Source organism: Salicibibacter halophilus, from assembly GCF_006740705.1.
GTDB lineage: Bacteria > Bacillota > Bacilli > Bacillales > Marinococcaceae > Salicibibacter > Salicibibacter halophilus.
Map to the genome: position 1 here is coordinate 2,376,837 of NZ_CP035485.1, position 17,400 is coordinate 2,394,236.

16 protein-coding genes and 1 pseudogene are annotated in these 17,400 nt (G+C 48.1%); 8 read left to right on the forward strand and 9 right to left on the reverse strand.

The window, feature by feature from the left end:
* Nucleotides 1–22: 22 nt before the first annotated feature.
* On the reverse strand, nucleotides 23–229 hold the full coding sequence (locus EPH95_RS11545) for a hypothetical protein (protein ID WP_142090136.1): 207 nt from the start codon (nucleotides 227–229) through the stop codon (nucleotides 23–25).
* A 294-nt stretch (nucleotides 230–523) separates the two neighbouring features.
* On the opposite strand from EPH95_RS11545, the gene EPH95_RS11550 reads away from it, so the two are divergent.
* Both EPH95_RS11550 and argS read left to right on the forward strand, forming a co-directional pair.
* On the forward strand, nucleotides 524–955 hold the full coding sequence (locus tag EPH95_RS11550) for a YwiB family protein (protein ID WP_142090138.1): 432 nt from the start codon (nucleotides 524–526) through the stop codon (nucleotides 953–955).
* A 4-nt stretch (nucleotides 956–959) separates the two neighbouring features.
* Nucleotides 960–2,636: an arginine--tRNA ligase gene (argS, locus tag EPH95_RS11555; protein ID WP_142090141.1), complete on the forward strand. Its 1,677-nt coding sequence runs from the start codon at nucleotides 960–962 to the stop codon at nucleotides 2,634–2,636.
* A 419-nt stretch (nucleotides 2,637–3,055) separates the two neighbouring features.
* Here the strand turns inward: argS and EPH95_RS11560 are convergent.
* Nucleotides 3,056–3,996, reverse strand: a pseudogene (locus EPH95_RS11560) (SDR family oxidoreductase).
* A 213-nt stretch (nucleotides 3,997–4,209) separates the two neighbouring features.
* Here EPH95_RS11560 and EPH95_RS19075 point away from each other — a divergent pair.
* From EPH95_RS19075 to EPH95_RS11570, 3 genes are read left to right on the forward strand one after another with little or no spacing between them, the layout of a single operon-like run.
* Nucleotides 4,210–4,374: a hypothetical protein gene (locus EPH95_RS19075; protein WP_193556974.1), complete on the forward strand. Its 165-nt coding sequence runs from the start codon at nucleotides 4,210–4,212 to the stop codon at nucleotides 4,372–4,374.
* A gap of 55 nt (nucleotides 4,375–4,429) precedes the next feature.
* Nucleotides 4,430–5,209: an alpha/beta fold hydrolase gene (locus EPH95_RS11565; RefSeq protein ID WP_160141736.1), complete on the forward strand. Its 780-nt coding sequence runs from the start codon at nucleotides 4,430–4,432 to the stop codon at nucleotides 5,207–5,209.
* Between the two features lie 48 nt (nucleotides 5,210–5,257).
* Nucleotides 5,258–6,043 carry an ABC transporter ATP-binding protein gene (locus tag EPH95_RS11570; RefSeq protein ID WP_142090146.1) on the forward strand — a complete coding sequence of 262 codons (786 nt, stop codon included), beginning with the start codon at nucleotides 5,258–5,260 and terminating at the stop codon, nucleotides 6,041–6,043.
* A 30-nt stretch (nucleotides 6,044–6,073) separates the two neighbouring features.
* Here the strand turns inward: EPH95_RS11570 and EPH95_RS11575 are convergent, their stop codons facing one another.
* Both EPH95_RS11575 and EPH95_RS11580 read right to left on the reverse strand, forming a co-directional pair.
* A complete protein-coding gene (locus EPH95_RS11575; protein WP_227003887.1) occupies nucleotides 6,074–7,261 on the reverse strand; it encodes a M20 metallopeptidase family protein in 1,188 nt (395 codons plus the stop codon).
* The gene (locus tag EPH95_RS11580; RefSeq protein ID WP_142090150.1) at nucleotides 7,261–8,193 is read right to left on the reverse strand and encodes a S66 peptidase family protein; all 933 of its coding nucleotides are present in this window, start codon (nucleotides 8,191–8,193) and stop codon (nucleotides 7,261–7,263) included. The genes EPH95_RS11575 and EPH95_RS11580 overlap by 1 nt, the downstream gene beginning before the upstream one ends.
* A 137-nt stretch (nucleotides 8,194–8,330) precedes the next feature.
* Here EPH95_RS11580 and EPH95_RS11585 point away from each other — a divergent pair, with 137 nt between their 5' ends.
* A complete protein-coding gene (locus EPH95_RS11585) occupies nucleotides 8,331–8,756 on the forward strand; it encodes a pyridoxamine 5'-phosphate oxidase family protein (protein WP_142090152.1) in 426 nt (141 codons plus the stop codon).
* Between the two features lie 61 nt (nucleotides 8,757–8,817).
* Here EPH95_RS11585 and EPH95_RS11590 read toward each other — a convergent pair whose 3' ends face one another.
* From EPH95_RS11590 to cls, 5 genes are all read right to left on the reverse strand, one after another.
* Nucleotides 8,818–10,140, reverse strand: a complete 1,323-nt coding sequence (locus tag EPH95_RS11590) for a TRAP transporter permease (protein ID WP_264372020.1) — start codon at nucleotides 10,138–10,140, stop codon at nucleotides 8,818–8,820.
* Nucleotides 10,053–10,790 (reverse strand): TRAP transporter permease, encoded by a 738-nt coding sequence (locus EPH95_RS19520; protein WP_264371946.1) that lies wholly within the window; start codon nucleotides 10,788–10,790, stop codon nucleotides 10,053–10,055. Before EPH95_RS19520 ends, EPH95_RS11590 begins: the two co-directional genes overlap by 88 nt.
* A gap of 17 nt (nucleotides 10,791–10,807) precedes the next feature.
* Nucleotides 10,808–11,338, reverse strand: coding sequence for a DUF1850 domain-containing protein (locus tag EPH95_RS11595; RefSeq protein ID WP_142090154.1), 531 nt, complete (start codon nucleotides 11,336–11,338; stop codon nucleotides 10,808–10,810).
* A gap of 15 nt (nucleotides 11,339–11,353) precedes the next feature.
* Nucleotides 11,354–12,361 carry a TAXI family TRAP transporter solute-binding subunit gene (locus EPH95_RS11600; protein WP_142090156.1) on the reverse strand — a complete coding sequence of 336 codons (1,008 nt, stop codon included), beginning with the start codon at nucleotides 12,359–12,361 and terminating at the stop codon, nucleotides 11,354–11,356.
* A gap of 176 nt (nucleotides 12,362–12,537) precedes the next feature.
* Nucleotides 12,538–13,740 (reverse strand): cardiolipin synthase, encoded by a 1,203-nt coding sequence (gene cls / locus EPH95_RS11605; RefSeq protein ID WP_160141738.1) that lies wholly within the window; start codon nucleotides 13,738–13,740, stop codon nucleotides 12,538–12,540.
* 225 nt (nucleotides 13,741–13,965) lie between these two features.
* Between cls and EPH95_RS11610 the strand changes: the two genes are divergently transcribed.
* Entirely contained in the window at nucleotides 13,966–16,083 is a 2,118-nt protein-coding gene (locus tag EPH95_RS11610; RefSeq protein ID WP_142090160.1) for a (Fe-S)-binding protein, read from the forward strand.
* Between the two features lie 133 nt (nucleotides 16,084–16,216).
* Nucleotides 16,217–17,395, forward strand: coding sequence for an acetyl-CoA C-acetyltransferase (locus EPH95_RS11615; protein WP_142090163.1), 1,179 nt, complete (start codon nucleotides 16,217–16,219; stop codon nucleotides 17,393–17,395).
* Nucleotides 17,396–17,400 lie beyond the last annotated feature (5 nt).

The following is a 17,400-nucleotide window of genomic DNA, read 5'->3' on the forward strand; positions in this document are numbered from 1 at the left end:
GGAAAAAATTTATTTTTTTCTTTTATAGATAAAGGAAAGATAAAACAATCAACGTCATTCCAAGCAATACATAAACGATGGCTACAAACCAATCCCGTTTTGCTTGTTTAAAATAATGGGTGCCGAGTAAACAGAGCGCCGCTCCGAACAGGATGATGCCACTGATCATATGTAAAAAAGCGATGAGGACAGAGAGGATGATAACGGCGACGCCGATATGTTTAAACAAAACGAAAGAGCCTCCTTGGGTCCTGCCAGAAAAAAACAACGAGAAGAAGCTTCCCGTCGTTTCCTTATTAATCGTCAACATCATACGTTTTTTTAAATGCATTACCCTGGTCAATATTCCAACTGTCATTCTACCGAAATTGGCATGATTTGTCGATTTGTTTTTTATTAATTTTTCTTTTCAATAGCAGGATATCAGGATGGCCGGCGACGAACATATCAATAGCGAGTGTTCGGCTGTTGCAACCGATAAACAGAGAGGATAAACTTTATAATAAGGAAAGGGGAAACTTTAATGACGGCGGAAGGCATCCCGGTTCAAGTGTCGATGAAAACCGAAGTTCAACAGGGCGGAGAACGAAAAGATATCCACGTGAACGGAAAAGGCGAGCTCGTGGAAAAGGAACGGAGCACTTATGTGACGTTTACGGAACAATTGCAAGATATCGGGGAAGTGAAAACCGTTATAAAAATTCAGCGGCGATCCGAACTTACCATTATTCGTTCGGGCGCAGTTTCCATGCGGCAGGCCTATGTGGAAGGGGAAGAGAAATCAGGCTCTTACGGAACCCCTTACGGCACGTTTGAAACATTGGCAAAAACAAAGCAAGTCGACGTGGAGTATCCAAATGAATCGCTGTTAAATGTTACATTGGATTATGATTTGGAATTACAAGGACAACTCGCCGGAAGTTATCAGGTGGCGATTGACGTTAAGGAGTCGTAAGCAAATGAACATCTTGGATGAAATGAAACAAAAGATTAGAGAAACATTAAGGGAAGCTGTCATATCGAAAGGCTTTGCAAAAGAAGAAGAGATTCCGGAAATTATATTGGAAACGCCCAAAGACAAAAACCATGGCGATTACGCGTCGAACGTCGCAATGCAACTCGCGCGCGTGGCGAAAAGGAACCCGCGGGAAATAGCGGAAGGAATTGTGGAACATTTCGATAAGGAGAAAGCCTCCGTGCGCACCCTTGAGGTGGCCGGTCCGGGGTTTATTAATGTTTTCCTTGATCAGAGATTCCTCCGTCAGGTCCTCCCGACGGTTCTTCGCGAGGGTGCGGCTTACGGAAGGTCCAATGCAGGGGAAGGAACCTCTGTGTTGGTCGAGTTTGTTTCGGCAAACCCGACGGGAGCGTTGCATCTCGGCCATGCACGCGGCGCCGCCGTCGGTGATTCCCTTTGCAATATTCTTGATATGGCAGGGTACAATGTTGGCCGCGAGTACTATATAAACGACGCCGGCAACCAAATCGACAAATTGGCGCTGTCTTTGGATATCCGGTATTTGCAAGCGCTCGGCAGGGAAGCTGACATGCCCGAAGATGCTTATCAGGGGCCTGATATCGTTGGCATTGCAGAGCAGGTGGTGCAAGAACACGGCGAAGCATTGGCTGCTTTACCGGAGCAAGAGAGACGGGAACGATTTCGGGAACTGGGCCTTGATTATCTGCTTGAAAAATTGAAGGGCGACCTAAAAGATTTTCGTGTTTCTTTTGATACGTGGTTTTCCGAAACTTCGTTGTATACGGCGGGAAAAGTGGAGGAGACGCTCGAGACGTTGCGGACAAACGGGGAAGTCTATGATGAAGATGGCGCGACGTGGTTTGAATCGACGCGTTATGGCGATGATAAAGATCGCGTCCTCGTAAAAAATGACGGATCCTACACGTATTTGCTCCCGGACATCGCCTATCATAAAGACAAGCTGGACCGCGGTTTTGATAAGCTTGTTGACTTGTTCGGCGCTGACCATCATGGCTATATCGCTCGCATGCATGCGGCGATCCAAGCGCTTGGATATCCGAAAGAGAAGTTGGATTTTCAAGTCGGGCAAAACGTCAATCTCGTAAAGGGCGGCGAACGCGTTAAAATGAGCAAGCGAACGGGGAACGCTGTAACGATGCGAGAGCTGGCCGAAGAAGTGGGATTGGACGCGACCCGTTACTTTTTTGCCATGCGCAGTGTGGACACACACTTGGATTTTGATATGGACTTGGCCGTCGAGGAATCCAATGAGAACCCCGTCTACTACGTGCAATATGCCCACGCCCGGGTGAGCAGTTTATTAAACCAGGCAGAAGAGAAAGGGGTCGCTTATGATCCGGAAGCAGTCCTCGATTTAACATTGATTGATTCCGAGAAAGCATATGAGCTATTGAAAAAAATCGGCGAGTTCCCGGCCCTTGTGGCAGGGGCTGCTGAACAATACGCACAGCACCGCATTCCGAATTATTTACACGACCTGGCCTCGGTGTTCCATAGCTACTACAATGCAGAAAAAATCGTTGACCCTAGCGCCCCTGCCTTGACACAAGTGCGGCTGGCCTTGGCGTACGTTACACAAACGGTGCTTGCCAACGGGCTTACGCTCGTCGGTGTTCATGCGCCGGACGAAATGTGAGTGATCTTAATGCCCGAATACATCGTGTATCCGGGTTTTTTGTGTGCGGCAGGGGTGATGACGACCTAACGATGGTGCCATCTTCGAGTTAGGGCTTCAAAAGGCGCAGATGACGACCTAACGATGGTGCCATCTTCGAGTTAGGGCTTCAAAAAGGTTTGATGACGACCTAACGAGAGTGTCATCTTCGAGTTAGGGCCTCAAAAGGCGCAGATGACGACCTAACGAGGCTGTCAACCTCCGGTTAGGTCGTCAAAGAGCGCAGATGGAGCCCTAACGCTAGTGAAAACCTTCGGTTAAGTCAGCAAAAGGCACAAAAGGTATCCTTAACCCCGGCATCAACTCCAAGTTGATCAAAGTGACCTAATTAATCCCGGTTGTTAGTCACCGTTTAGACCAGCACTCTTTGGCCTTGCCGCTCAAGAGTCCATGGCCTCTCCGCCGTTCACGTGAAGGACTTGCCCGGTGACTAAGCGAGCATCATCGGAGGCTAGGTAAACATAAGTCGGCGCCAACTCGAAGGGCTGCCCGATACGGTCAAAGAGATTTCTCCCGTGTAACGCGTTTTCATCAGAGGAAAAGCTTGCCGGAATCAACGGAGTCCAGATTCGCCCCGGCGCAACGGCATTGACACGAATGCCCCGGTCGGCAATATTTTGGGCGAGTGACCGCGTCCAGCCGACCATCGCTCCTTTTGTGGCGGCGTAGTCGACCAATAATGGTTCGCCGGCATAAGTGGTCACCGAAGTCGTCCCGATAATGGAGCTTCCGGGCTTTAAATAAGGAAGAGCGGCTCTCGTTGTGTAAAAATGGGAATAGACATTGACTTTAAACGTATCATCAAACTGTTCATCGCTAATGTCCTCGATGTCGTTTTGCTGAAATTGAATACCAACGTTATTGACTAAAATATCAAGCTGGCCAAATGCGCCAATCGTATCTTTGATGATCGCGACACTTTGCTTTTTGGTGCTTAAATCTCCGGGGATTAATAGACATTTTTGGCCAAAGTGTTCAATTCTTTGTTTGGTCCGTTCTGCATCTTCATGCTCATCCAGATAAGCAATAGCCACATCAGCACCTTCCTTGGCAAAGGCGATGGCTGCAGCTGCACCAATACCGCTATCCCCCCTGTAATCAACGCGACCTTTCCCCTTAGCTTTTCGCTCCCTTTATAATTTGGATTTTCAATGATCGGTTTAGGGACCATAAATTCTTCAAGCCCAGGTTGCCGTAGCTGACGCTGCTCGGGCTGAGCGATTGGAACGTCTTCATACTGTGTTATTTTTCCGTAATTAGGATATAAAGGATAAGGTTTGGTCTGTTTGTTTTTTTCGAACCATCTTTGCAGTTCTTTCATTTCTTCCGATGGATAATCATTGTCGTTGTACGTCATAATGACCTCCTATTCAATGGTTGCGTTCCCGGGCATGAACCCCCATATGCTAAACAATTTATGGCTGGGCGAATGCCCCTGTGCATGTCTTGAGACACTTTACTTTGTTCATGACATGCTCGCTACAAAATGAGTTGCATAGATATAACGGTAGAAAACATGAAGGAGGACGATCCGTTGCGATATGAATTTAACCCTGAGGTACAGTTGTTGCTTGTAGATGAATCTGACGAAACGGTCACGATGGAGTATCTGTCGGAAACGTGGCCAATGCCAAAAATAGGAGAGCGACCACCTTTTTACACGAACCCCCGGTATGAACCTTATTATCCGCTGATCTAAGGGTAGCGCATAAGCTGACCCATCCCGGAAATCTTATGACTAGGGGGTGGGCGTCTTGTTTTTGTTTAGAAGTTTCGATGGAACCCGTTTGCATTATGATAAAAAAGGCAATGGCCAACCGTTTTATTTTTTTCATCCGCCGGGTGTCGGGGCGGCGATTTTCCGGGAACAAGGGTCACTGGCAGAAAAAAGGAAGGTTGTTGCCTTGAACGCGCGTGGACATGGGATGAGTGAACTCGGGGACCAACCGATTACGATGGAACAATGGGCAGCGGATACCTACGCACTTGCTAAGCATGAAAAAGATGATCGAATGATCGTTTGTGGCTACTCGCAAGGAAGCCTGGGGGCACTTGCCTTTGCGAATCGTTATCCGGAACGAACGGCCGGCGTGGTCTTAATCGGTGGGTTTCCGTTCGCAGACACTTGGCTATTGAAGCAAGGTTTACGGACAGGCACATGGGCATCTGCACTTCATTGGAAGCCGTTGATTGCCCTTGCCCTCTCTCGTGTCCATACGAAAGACAAGACAACCCGCCGAATGATCGCTGCTTCCGTTAAAAGCGTACAGGCAAACGCATTAAAACGTTGGTTTGAATTGGGACAAGAAGCTGATTACCGCGAATCATTGGATAATCTATCTGCCCCTTTGATGCTCATCTATGGGAAACGGGATCCTTATGCCAAAGCATACCAGTCAGATTTTTATTGCCGTGCAAACCAGGTGCCCGTTCAATCTGTGTATATCGATGGCGTCGGCCACCAAGTTCCGACGAAGCGCTCCAATGAACTGAACGCGGTTTTAGCCCAATTCGCGAGGAAAGCCGGTGATTGACAAATGGTTGGATTCGTTTATCATTCTTCATAGAATGGGAAACGGAGGATGAAAACAATGCTCATAGATATTGAAAATTTAACGCTGAAAAGAGATAAGTACATCCTTAAAGACGTAAATTGGCAAGTTCGGGCAGGGGAGCATTGGGCGATGCTTGGGATGAACGGGGCAGGAAAAACAGCGCTTTTGAACGTGATTTGCGGATACGAATTTCCGACAAAAGGAACCGTTCGTGTGCTTGGTGAAGAATTCGGCCGCTACCCATGGCAGGAACTGCGCAAAAAAATCGGGTGGGTCAGTTTTTCTTTTACCGAGAAAATGCATGACCAATTGCAAAATATCGGATTGGAAGTGGTGCTGAGCGGAAAATTCGCATCCATTGGTTTACATAATTATCCGACGGATGAGGAGATGGCTAGGGCGAAGGAAATCATGCGTGACTTAGGGGTAGGTTATTTGGAAAAACAACCCTATGTCCACATGTCCCAAGGGGAAAAACAACGGATGCTTATCGGACGAGCCCTCATGGCCGATCCTGAAATCCTTCTTCTCGATGAGCCGTGTAACGGACTTGACTTCTTCGCCAAAGCCCAGTTGTTGCACACCGTCGAGCAACTCGCGGAACGCCGGGAAACGACAATTATATACGTTACGCATCAAGTGGATGAAATTCTGCCGGTGTTTGAGCAAACGCTTTTAATCCGCGATGGGGAAGTGTTCGATGCAGGAAAGACCGCCAAACTTTTGACATCAGAAAAGCTTTCCGAATTCTGTCGCGCCCCCATTCAAGTCCAACACAAAAACAGCCGCTATCTCTTGGAGATAGAAGAGTAATGTAAAATACAAGCCCATTCAATCGGAAAATCAGAAAGATCCCTTTTGCTGAAAAAACCCCTGCACATTGCAAACTTGCATCGCCGCGCCTATCGCTAGTGCGCGTTCATCGATATCAAAGCGCGGGGTGTGCCCGCCGTGAACGATTCCCTTACTCTCATTTCGGACACCTAAACGGTAAAAAGCGCCGGGGACTTCAGCGGCAAAGAAAGAAAAGTCTTCGACGCCGAGGCTTGGTTTAGGGGTGATCGTCATGTTTTTTTCACCAAGAAGATCCTTCCCTGCCTTCTTGACTAGATCGACCATCTTGTCGTTATTAATGAGTGCTGTGTAGCCGGGATCGATGGCAAGTTCAGCGCTGCCGCCCAATCCTTTCGCCACGTTTTCCACGGTTGCTTGGAGACGCTCAAGTACGTCAGCACGAACTTTCGGATTAAGTGTCCGCATGGTGCCTTGAAGGTGCACGCGATCTGCCACAATATTAGGCTGTGTCCCCCCGGAGATTGTTCCAAATGTAACCACAGCGCTCTCCCGGGCATCGACATTGCGGCTCACGACGGTTTGCAATGCGGAAAGAAGTTGAGCGGACATGACGATGGCATCCTTTCCGCCGGCAGGGTAAGCAGCATGCGCCCCTTTCCCGTGTACGGTAAGCGAGAGTGCATCGGACGAGGCATTCATTTGTCCGTATTTAACGCCGATCGTGCCAACCGGTAACTCGGGCGCTACATGTAAACCGAGCACCGCATCCACCGTCGGATCTTTAAGCGCACCTTCCTCGATCATCGGTGCGGCGCCTCCTACGGTTTCTTCGGCGGGCTGGAAAAGCAATTTCACGTTTCCGGGGAGTTCGTCACGATTGGACGACAGTATACAGGCAGCCCCGAGTAAAATCGTCATATGGGCATCGTGGCCACAGGCATGCATCTTCCCTTTATGCCTGGAATAATAGGGCACATCGTTTTCCTCGCGAATGGGAAGCGCGTCCATATCTGCCCTGAGCGCGATGGTTTTTCCTTCGGGGTTGTTCCCTTCGATTATCGCAACAACACCGGTGTTGGCAATGTTTTTTTCATAAGGAATGTTCAGGGCGTCCAGGTGATGGCAGACTTTATCCATCGTGCGATATTCTTCCATGCCCAGCTCGGGATACATGTGGAAGTCTCGTCGAACCTCGCAAAGCCAGGGCAGCAATTTTTTGGCTGTTTGCATCACCATTAAATCACCGCGCTTTCAAGCATATCGATTTGTTGATGTGTCGCGTCCACATGTACATAGGCACCGAGGGGGAGCGTCAGTTGATAATCCCCGTGCCCGGCTTGCACATTATAGACGGTTGGCTTTCCGTAGGGAGCAAGGATTCGCTCACAGACGGCAAGGACGTGATCCCCTTTTGGGAAAGCTTTTGATGCGCAATTTCTACACGTTCCAAGCATAAAACCTGCTGCATCATGCAATTTTCCCGCCAATGCCAATTGCGTGAGTGCTCGGTCCACCTTATAAGGTTCCTCACCGACGTCTTCGAGGAAAAGAATTTTCCCGCGCGTATCGATTTCGAACGGCGTCCCCATTAAACCGGTAATCACAGCTAAATTTCCCCCAGTTAAAATACCGCCCGCTACACCATGAACAAGTGTTTTAATCGGTTCATGGGCAGGGTTTTGTAAACGTTGTGCCCAGCGGTTGCCTGTTACGCTCTGCATGAAATGGTCCACCGTAAAAGCTGGGGCATCAATCAATTTGGCAGCCATTGGTCCATGAAACGTCATCATTTTGCCTTTTTGCTGGAAGGCAAGGTGCAATGCAGTGATATCGCTGAATCCAATCAGTAATTTTGCGTGTTTGCTAATTAAGGAATAATCCAAATAAGGAAGAAGCGCCGCGCTGCCATACCCTCCGCGCAAGCAAAGGATGCCGTCGACTTCCGGGTCTACAAAGAGAGTGTGCAATTCCCCGACGCGGCTGCTGATACTGCCGGCCAGAAAGTTGGAATCGTCATGTTCAAAATGACGGGCGAATTGGACAGAAAACCCAAGCTTCTCGACGGCTTTAGTCGCTCGATCCAAGGTTTCCATAGTGACGGGGCTTGAGGGCATTGCCAATCCCAAAGTGTCCCCGGGCTGGAGGGCCTGGGTTTTTATTTTTTTCAAAATGTTCAACTCCCCTCTGAGGAAGGTTTCTTTTTATATGCGTATGATTGTAAAACTTGGCTCAAAACAAACAGGTGAGTAAAAGCGGGAGCTTTCGGGTATGGTAATCATACCCAAACGTTTAAGGAGGTTCCCCCATGTCAAGTGAAAGCTTGAAGGAACGCATCGCCGAAGTATTGAAGTTAAATCGCATTGGTGTATTATCCACCATAAAAGATAACCGCCCTTATGCTCGTTATATGACGTTTCACCACGAAGGGTTCACGCTTTTTACCCCCACGGTTGAAGACACACACAAAGTGGAGGATATCGAAGACAACCCCTATGTGCATATTCTTTTAGGTTACGAAGAACGTGAACGGGGAGAAGCATTTATAGAAGTGGAAGCAGAAGCAGAAACCGCGACAAATCCGGATGATCGCAAGAAAGCTTGGTCTGAAAAAGTGGCGGAAAAATACAGCGGCCCCGAGGATGAGCGCTTTATTGTACTCGTTTGCCGGCCGTCTGTCATTCGATACCGAAATGATGATGAGCCGGAGTCAGCGGAAGAAATACACCTCTAAACGAAAGAAGGCTTGCGCACAACAGACCGTTGTTTGCAAGCCTTGTATTTCGTTTCTGATATTAAGAAGCGGTGGAAACGTCAGGTGTTCCCTGTCGTTTTTTTGAAATGAACTGGATGGCCAAGATTAACAGGAGAATGGCCAAACCAATAACGTCTGACATGGTGCCCGGATAGAGGAACATAACTCCACCGACTGCCATTAGTCCGCTGAAGAGAAGATTGAGTTTGTAGAGAAAATATCTCTCCGCAGCGATCCCGAGCATGATTACCCCGATGGTCGCGGTTATAATGACAATGATGCCCTCCATCACAGTGGTGTCAATCAATAATAGTGCATCGTTGTAAACAAACATGAACGGAATGACAAACCCTGCCAGCGCTAATTTCAGGGCATGGAAACCTGTTCGCATCGGACCGCCGCCAGATAAACCTGCCGCAGCAAAAGCCGCGAGGGCTACAGGCGGTGTAATGTTGGCGAAAATGCCAAAGTAGAAGACGAACAAGTGCGCCACAACCGGCTGCACCCCGAGTTCAACAAGAGCCGGAGCAGCCATCGTCGCCGTAATGATGTAGGCGGGGATACTTGGCATTCCCATTCCGAGAACGATACAAGCCACCATTGTGAAGAGCAATGTAAGGAAGAGGCTTTCGCCACCGATGGTCACAATCGCGTTAGCCAGATTAATGCCGAATCCGGTTAAACTGGAAATGCCGACGATAAACCCAACGGTCGCACAGGCAATGGCAACGGTGACCGTTGTGCGTGCTCCCGTTTCCAGCGCGTCAATCATTTCTCGAATGTTCATACGTGTGGTTTTGCGGAGCGAGCTGACGATGACGGTGACGATAATCGTCCAAGCCGCGGCATAAATAACCGTCACTCCGGCAATGAACAACATGTAAATGAGAAAGAAAATCGGCAGCAACAGATGCCCTCTTTCTTTCAGAACATCGATGATGCTTGGCAGTTCATCGCGGGGAACGCCGGATAAATTATCTTTGACCGCACGCATATGCACTTGTGTAAGAATCCCGAAATAAAAGAGTAATGCCGGTAGAATGGCAATTAAAGCGATATCCGTGTAAGGCACGCCCAGTGTCTCCGCCATAATAAAAGCGGCAGCTCCCATAACCGGGGGCAGAATTTGTCCGCCGACCGAAGCGGAAGATTCCACAGCTCCGGCGAAGTTGCGATGGTAACCGATTTTCTTCATTAAGGGAATGGTAAAGTTCCCGGTGGTGACAACATTCGCGATGGCCGAACCTTGAATGCTGCCGAGAAAACCGGAGGCGATCACCGATACTTTCGCAGGCCCCCCTTTTGTTTGCCGGTAATGGCTAAAGCAAGATCGTTGAATAGTTGTCCCATTCCCGATTTTAATAAAAAGGAGCCAAAGATGATAAAGAGAATGATGTAAGTGGAAGATACACCAACCGGCGTACCGAAAATGCCTTCCGTCGTCATGTAAAATTGTTCGGCCAATTGTGACCAATCGTAGCCCCGGTGTGTGAAGATCCCCGGCAAATCTTGGCCAAACAATGCGTATAAAATAAAAAGGAAAGCGAGAATCGGAAGAGCAGCCCCGGTTACACGGCGACCTGCTTCAAAAACAAGGACGACCAGTAATGAGCCCATGATGATATCTTCGGTAATGGGCAACCCGCCGCGAGTGACAATGTCCTCATAGTTAACGAATAAATAAATGGTAGAAGGGATCGATAAAAGCGCAAGCACGATGTCATAGAACGGCAAACGGTCCCTTTTTGCTTTTTTCGTTGGCGGAAAAAGGATAAAAACAAGAATGAGCACAAAAGAAACGTGTAAGGCTCGATGGACGAGTATGGGGACCGGCGGCCCCGTAAAAGCCGTAATGAGATGATACAGTGACATGGACACGGCAATAACCGTGACAAGCATTAAAAGAAAACGATTATTAAAGCTGCGAATACGGGATTCTGTATCATATTTTTCAAGTAATTCTTCCTGGTTGTCGTCGAGCTGATCATCGGTTTGCGTGTTGTCTTGATTCATAAAGTTCACCCTTTCCTTCAGAAGATGCTGGAAACGAACGGCACCTCTCTTTCCCTTTGTACTTTCATTTCTATCGGTGTCTGATCGGGAAGCGCGGTGCTTTCAATGGTCGTCCGATCATTAATTGTGACCGTATAATCCACATCATAAGAGTGGAACCAATTGTAGGCTTCAAATGGCTCGTGTAAATCCGAAATGATCATGAATCCATCTTCTACCGTTAGTGTGCCATCTGTATCTTCTGGTGTTCCCGCGCCATAAGATTTAAACCGTGTCTCGGACAAGACCAATTGGGCTTCTTCGTTGATTTGAAACGTTTCGATCCAGGGTGTTTGTTCTATCGAATGAATCCAGGAAACCTCCACTTCATCCCCTGTTTCTACAGGTTCCTGTAAAAACACTTCATCGGAACGTTGGGAAGAGAAGGTGAGATACGTTTGCTGTGGAAAATAGTACAGGAAAATGACAATAAAGATAGCGAACGCGAGCAACCCGAGCAACACTTTTTTCATATAAGAACATGGGGGAACGGATATGCCGTCCCCCATCCCCTCGCTTTCCTTTTATTCGTCTCCGGAGAGCACGCCTTCTTCCTCGAAGTACTGTTCAGCCCCCGGATGCATAGGCACGTTTAATCCTTCTTCGGCATTTTCAATATCTATATCCTCGGCAGCTGCATTGGAAGCTTGAATGTCTTCCAGATTTTCATAGAATGCACGGGTGAGTTCATAGACTTCTTCGTCTGTTAGATCGGGATTCGGTACTAATAGGTTCGTAATGGCGGCTGTTTGAATATCTTCGTCATTATCATACGTATCGGCTGGAACCTCATGTTCAAGGAAAGCCTCATAGTTTTCTTCCAAATATTCCATTCCGTCGTCCTCGACTTCTACAACGGTCACATCATGGGTACTTCCCAAATCCATGGCAGCCGGGTTGGGAAGGCCACTGGTAACGAATGCCGCGTCGACCACGCCGTTACGGATTTGGTCGATCGCTTCCCCATAAGGCAAATAGTCTTCATTGATGTCGTCATAACTCATATCATGGGCTTCAAACATCATCCGCGCGTTTAATTCCACGCCGGAATTGGCATCGCCGACGGCAACATTCATCCCTTCCAGGTCGGAAAACGTTTCAATGCCCGAGTCCTCTGTTGTAATGATTTGAACAACGTTCGGGTACAAACCACTGATGCCGACAAGGTTTTCCATCGGCCCTTCATCTTCAAACGGACCGAAGCCTTCATACGCTTGTTCCATCGCATCGGCCATGACAATGGCGAGTTCCGCCTGGTCACTCTGCAACAGGTTAATGTTTTCAACAGAAGCTCCCGTCGCCTGAACGGATGTATCAAATCCTTCGTCTCCATAGATGTTGGACATGGCACCGGCAATCTGATAATAAACGCCTTCCGTCCCCCCGGCGCCAATGGTCACGAACAAGTCGGTCACATCTTCGCCGCCGTTAGCATCGCCTTCGGCTTCTTCGTCTCCATTGCTGCAACCGCTTACAATCAAGGCAGAAGCAGTCATAATGCCAAGGAATTTACTGAAAGATGATTTATTCATAATAAGATCCTCCTTGTAAAAGTAATTATAAATGCAGAATCAAACTATCACATATCCAAACATTAAGCAAATAATGATACGTAAATTACTAAATAAACGATAATTGCCAAAAATAGAAGAAAATCAAATATTTGCAGCGTGAATAGAAAAACCACCGTTTTAAAAACGGCGGCTTGCTATAAAAGATCCGATATCCAAGTGGCAAATTTCGTTTTTGCCTTCTCAAACCATGTACGATTTTCGAGGTCCTGCATGGTGATTTGTTTGGCAGCTTGCATGTCGTTACGGACGATAGCTTCTGCAGTCGTTACCATTTCTCCTTGTTGGTGAAAAAAAAGATCCAGTTCATCGTTTAAGAAAAAACTTCGTTTATCAACCTTCGCCGAGCCGATATTTGCGAAATGGCCATCGATGACGATGGCTTTGCCGTGAAAGAAGCCGGTGATGTATTCGTGGATATTGCATTTTGCTTGTAATAACTCTTCAAAGTAAGCAAAGGCGGCATCTTTGACGAGTGGGTGGTCTTTTTTTTGCGGAAGCAGAATATCCACTTTCACCCCACGTTTAGCCATATTGATGATCGCATCCTGAATTTGGCGGCCGGGCACATAGTAGGGACTCGCGATCAGTACATAATTTTCGGCGGAGTCAAACCATTTGATGAGTTCATCGGCATATCCGAGACCTTCGCTTGCAAGTAATTGCATCGGTTCCGGTCCCTGCTCCGTACTGGCGGGCATTAGGTTTGCCGGGGGCGCTCCGCCTGCTTCTGCCCAGTCGTCCAGAAAGGTTTCCTGGAGATCGGTGATGATCTCTTTTTCCATTCGCACATGATAGTCGCGCCAATACCCCAATTTGTCTTTTCCAACATATTCGTCCCCGACATTGAAACCGCCGAGATAGGCTATTTTGCCGTCAACGACTGTAATTTTACGGTGATAGCGGCGGTTTGCGCTGTAAAAAATAAACGGAAATTTCGGTTTGTGCGCATAGGCGAAAGATATGCCCGAACGCTTCAAACGGTGGATCGTAGCGGTCGCCAGTCTGCTGCCGAAACGGTCGACCAGCAGCCTTACCTTTACCCCGTCCCTCGCTTTTCTTTCCAGGAGAGCCAACAGTTGAGCGCCGATCCCGGGTTCTTTGATAATGAAAACAGACGTATGCACATGATCCTGTGCTTGCTCGATGTCTGTAAACAAACGTTGGAAAAACCTGCGGCCGTCTTTAATAAGCTCGGTTTCACTATGGCGCATGGGAAACATTTTTGCTGTTGAAGCTTGCTGTTGATGGCGCTTGCGACCAAGCCGGAAGTCAATGATGAACCAAATGGCAAGAAGCAGCAGGAGTGCGATAATTGTAATGACAATTGTTGTGAACATAGCTAAACCCTCCGATTTTAACCTCTTTTTACTATGCCCGTAATTTTCTATCTCATGAGTTTTTAATGGATCGAATTTTAGCTGAAACCGACCTGTGTCAATATTCACACCGGTCCAATGAACTATATAAGAAACGTGCATAAAAAATGAATAGCTATTCAGTGATTTTTTTGTTATACTTGTCTAAACTTAAAAGATATATTTAATGGAAAGGAGAAGTCGAGAGTGGAGGACCTATTTTTTTGGATACATGTAATCGCTTTTATAGCGGTGACGCTCTACGCCCTGTTTTTATTTTATAGACTTGTGAAAACACGGGTTGACTTTATACGCCTTGGCGATAAACCGAATTTCATCTATTCCGCGAAGGAACGATGGAAAGCGGTTATGGTCAATGTGTTTGGCCAGAAGAAGCTGCTGAAGGATAAGAAAAGCGGGATTATTCACGTTATTTTCTTCTACGGCTTCATTATTGTTCAATTCAGCGCGATCGATGTCATATGGAAGGGCTTAAGCAACGGAGGGCAATTGCCGTTTGGGCCACTTTATCCCTTTTTCACATTATCGCAGGAAATAGTTGTTCTAATCATTCTTTTCGGAGTAGTTTGGGCTTTTTATCGCCGTTATATCGAAAAAATCGTACGGTTGAAGCGTGGTTGGAAAGCCGGTATCGTTCTTATTTTGCTCAGTGGCGTCATGGTGTTTAAATTGGCGACAAAAGGGGCGGGCCACGTGTGGTTTGCCGGTAGTGCACCAAATGTTTTTGAACCTGCATCCTCGGTGATCGCGCTCGCGATTGAGCCAATGGGGGCCACGGCAGCCGGCGTTTTATTTTACGCATTCTGGTGGCTGCACCTTTTGTTCTTGCTTACATTCCTTGTCTATATCCCGCAATCCAAACACGCCCATTTAATCGCGGGACCGGCCAACGTATATGTGGGGCCGACGCACCCGACGGGAAAATTGGAATCGATTGATTTTGAAGATGAGACAAAAGAAGAATTTGGAAAGAACAAAATTGAAGATTTTGACCAAAAGCAGTTGTTGGATCTATACGCTTGCGTCGAATGCGGGCGTTGCACGAATATGTGTCCGGCGACGGGAAGCGGCAAAATGCTATCGCCGATGGATTTGCTTATTAAAATGCGGGACCATTTGACGGAAAAAGGAGCGGCGATCACTTCCCAATCTCCTTGGATGCCGGCATATGCCTTTGGAGATGCATCGGCAAATCAGCTGGCAACCGAAGGCGGAAGTGAAGAAGTCGCGGCAACGAAAGAAGTTCATAGCATGAATTTGATCGGCGATGTTATTACCGAAGAGGAACTTTGGGCTTGCACGACTTGCCGGAACTGTGAAGACGCTTGCCCGGTGGCGAATGAACACGTCGATAAAATTCTCGATATGCGGCGTTATCTCGTCCTCACCGAAGGAAAAATGGATGCAGATGCGCAACGGGCGATGACGAACATTGAACGTCAGGGCAACCCGTGGGGCATCAACCGTAAAGAGCGTGAGAACTGGAGAGACAGCCGTGATGATATTGAAGTGCCGACGGTAAAAGAACTGAAGAAAAAAGATGAAGAATTTGACTATCTTTTCTTCGTCGGGTCGATGGGCTCTTATGACAAGCGGAGCCAGAAGATTGCGGCGTCGTTTGCCAAGCTGCTAAATGAAGCCGGCGTTTCCTTTGCCATTCTTGGAAACAAGGAAAAGAATTCCGGAGATACCCCTAGAAGGATCGGCAATGAGTTTCTTTTCCAAGAGCTCGCGACGAAAAATATCGAGGAATTCGAGAAAAACGGCGTGAAACGTATCATTACGATTGATCCGCACGCGTACAACGTGTTTAAAAACGAGTATCCGGAGTTCGGTTTGGAAGACGTAGAAATCTACCACCATACGGAGTTCCTCGTGCAACTGTTGGAAGAAGGAAAGCTGAAGCCGTCACATGCGGTTAATGAAACCATTACGTACCATGATTCTTGTTACCTTGGCCGTTATAACGAAGTCTACGATCCGCCGCGAGAAATCTTAAGAGCGGTCCCCGGCCTAAAAGTGGTCGAGATGGAACGAAACCGTGAAAAAGGAATGTGCTGCGGTGCCGGCGGCGGTATGATGTGGATGGAAGAAGAGGCTGGACAAAGAGTGAACGTTGCCCGTACGGAGCAAGCATTGGAGGTCGATCCAACGATGATCGGAAGCGCTTGTCCGTATTGCCTGACGATGCTTAGTGACGGCACAAAAGACAAAGGCCTTGAAGAAGATATCGAAACGCTTGATGTTGTGGAAATTTTAGAGCGTTCGATTGCAGGAACCGGGGAAAAAGAAAAAACGGCGTAACATGCAAGAAATGGAAATGGAGAAATAAAAAAGAGAGAGAGGTTCTTCTCTCTTTTTTTCTACAAAATGAATCCCTCTCGGAGCAACATTCCCTTGGTTTGAGGGGACAACTTGGAAAAAGGGAGGATAAAACATGGCGGAAACAGTGATTGTATCGGGAGCAAGAACCCCTTTTGGCAAAATGGGCGGGTCCTTGGCTTCATTGTCGGCGATGGATTTGGGCGGACACGCTTTAAAATCGGCCATCGGTCGTGCCGGGATTGAAGCAGGCCAGTTGGACGAGGTCATTATGGGGCACGTTCTTCAAGGCGGCCAAGGGCAGTTGACTTCTAGGCAAGCAGCGAGAGCGGCCGATGTGCCATGGGATGTTAAAACAGAGGCGATTAATAAAGTATGCGCATCAGGCATGCGGAGTGTCACCCTTGCCGACCAAATCATTCGCAGCGGTGATGCGGCGAGAATCGCGGCCGGGGGTATGGAATCGATGAGCCAGGCGCCACACGTTGTGCCGAATTTTCGATTTGGCCAAAAAATGGGGGATGCCAAACTCATTGATTCGATGGTTCATGATGGATTGACATGTGCGTTTGAAGGGGTCCATATGGGCGTTTACGGCAACCGTAATGCGACAGAATTCGACATTAGCCGTGAAGCGCAAGATGATTGGGCGGCCCGCAGCCACTCGCGGGCGCAGGAAGCGACGGAGAGCGGACGATTTAAAGAAGAGATAGCACCTGTAACGATTCCGCAAAAGCGTGGAGAAGATATCGTCGTGGACCAAGATGAAGCGATTCGCGAAAACGTTACGACGGATAAATTGGGACAATTGCCGCCGGCGTTCGGAAAAGACGGAACAATTACGGCCGGGAACGCGCCGGGTGTGAACGACGGGGCAAGTGCGCTCGTGCTCATGGAAAAAGAAACGGCACAAGCTGAAAATGTGGATCCATTGGCGACGATCATCGGTCATACGGCCATTGCTGTGGAAACGGAACGTTTTCCGCAAACCCCGGGGCTTATTATTGATAAACTTTGCAAAAAGACCGGGTACCGGCCTGAAGATATTGATTTGTTTGAGATGAACGAAGCTTTTGCAGTCGTTGCCCTTCTCGGTGAACAATTGGCAGGGGTCGATGCAGCAAAAATTAATGTGAACGGTGGAGCGGTAGCACTTGGCCATCCGATCGGCGCGAGCGGCAACCGTATATTGCTTACGCTCGCCCATGAACTGCAAAAACGCGGCGGAGGCCTGGGCATCGCGGCGATTTGCAGCGGTGGCGGCCAAGGGGATGCCGTGTTGTTGAAAGTCTAATATCG

Coding starts and splice junctions, on each gene's coding strand:
- EPH95_RS11550 (WP_142090138.1), top strand. CDS start 524: ATGACGGCGGAAGGCATCCCGGTTCAAGTGTCGATGAAAACCGAAGTT.
- argS (WP_142090141.1), top strand. CDS start 960: ATGAACATCTTGGATGAAATGAAACAAAAGATTAGAGAAACATTAAGG.
- EPH95_RS11570 (WP_142090146.1), top strand. CDS start 5,258: ATGAAAACAATGCTCATAGATATTGAAAATTTAACGCTGAAAAGAGAT.
- EPH95_RS11575 (WP_227003887.1), bottom strand. CDS start 7,261: ATGGTGATGCAAACAGCCAAAAAATTGCTGCCCTGGCTTTGCGAGGTT.
- EPH95_RS11585 (WP_142090152.1), top strand. CDS start 8,331: ATGTCAAGTGAAAGCTTGAAGGAACGCATCGCCGAAGTATTGAAGTTA.
- EPH95_RS19520 (WP_264371946.1), bottom strand. CDS start 10,790: ATGAATCAAGACAACACGCAAACCGATGATCAGCTCGACGACAACCAG.
- EPH95_RS11595 (WP_142090154.1), bottom strand. CDS start 11,338: ATGGGGGACGGCATATCCGTTCCCCCATGTTCTTATATGAAAAAAGTG.
- EPH95_RS11600 (WP_142090156.1), bottom strand. CDS start 12,361: ATGAATAAATCATCTTTCAGTAAATTCCTTGGCATTATGACTGCTTCT.
- cls (WP_160141738.1), bottom strand. CDS start 13,740: ATGTTCACAACAATTGTCATTACAATTATCGCACTCCTGCTGCTTCTT.
- EPH95_RS11615 (WP_142090163.1), top strand. CDS start 16,217: ATGGCGGAAACAGTGATTGTATCGGGAGCAAGAACCCCTTTTGGCAAA.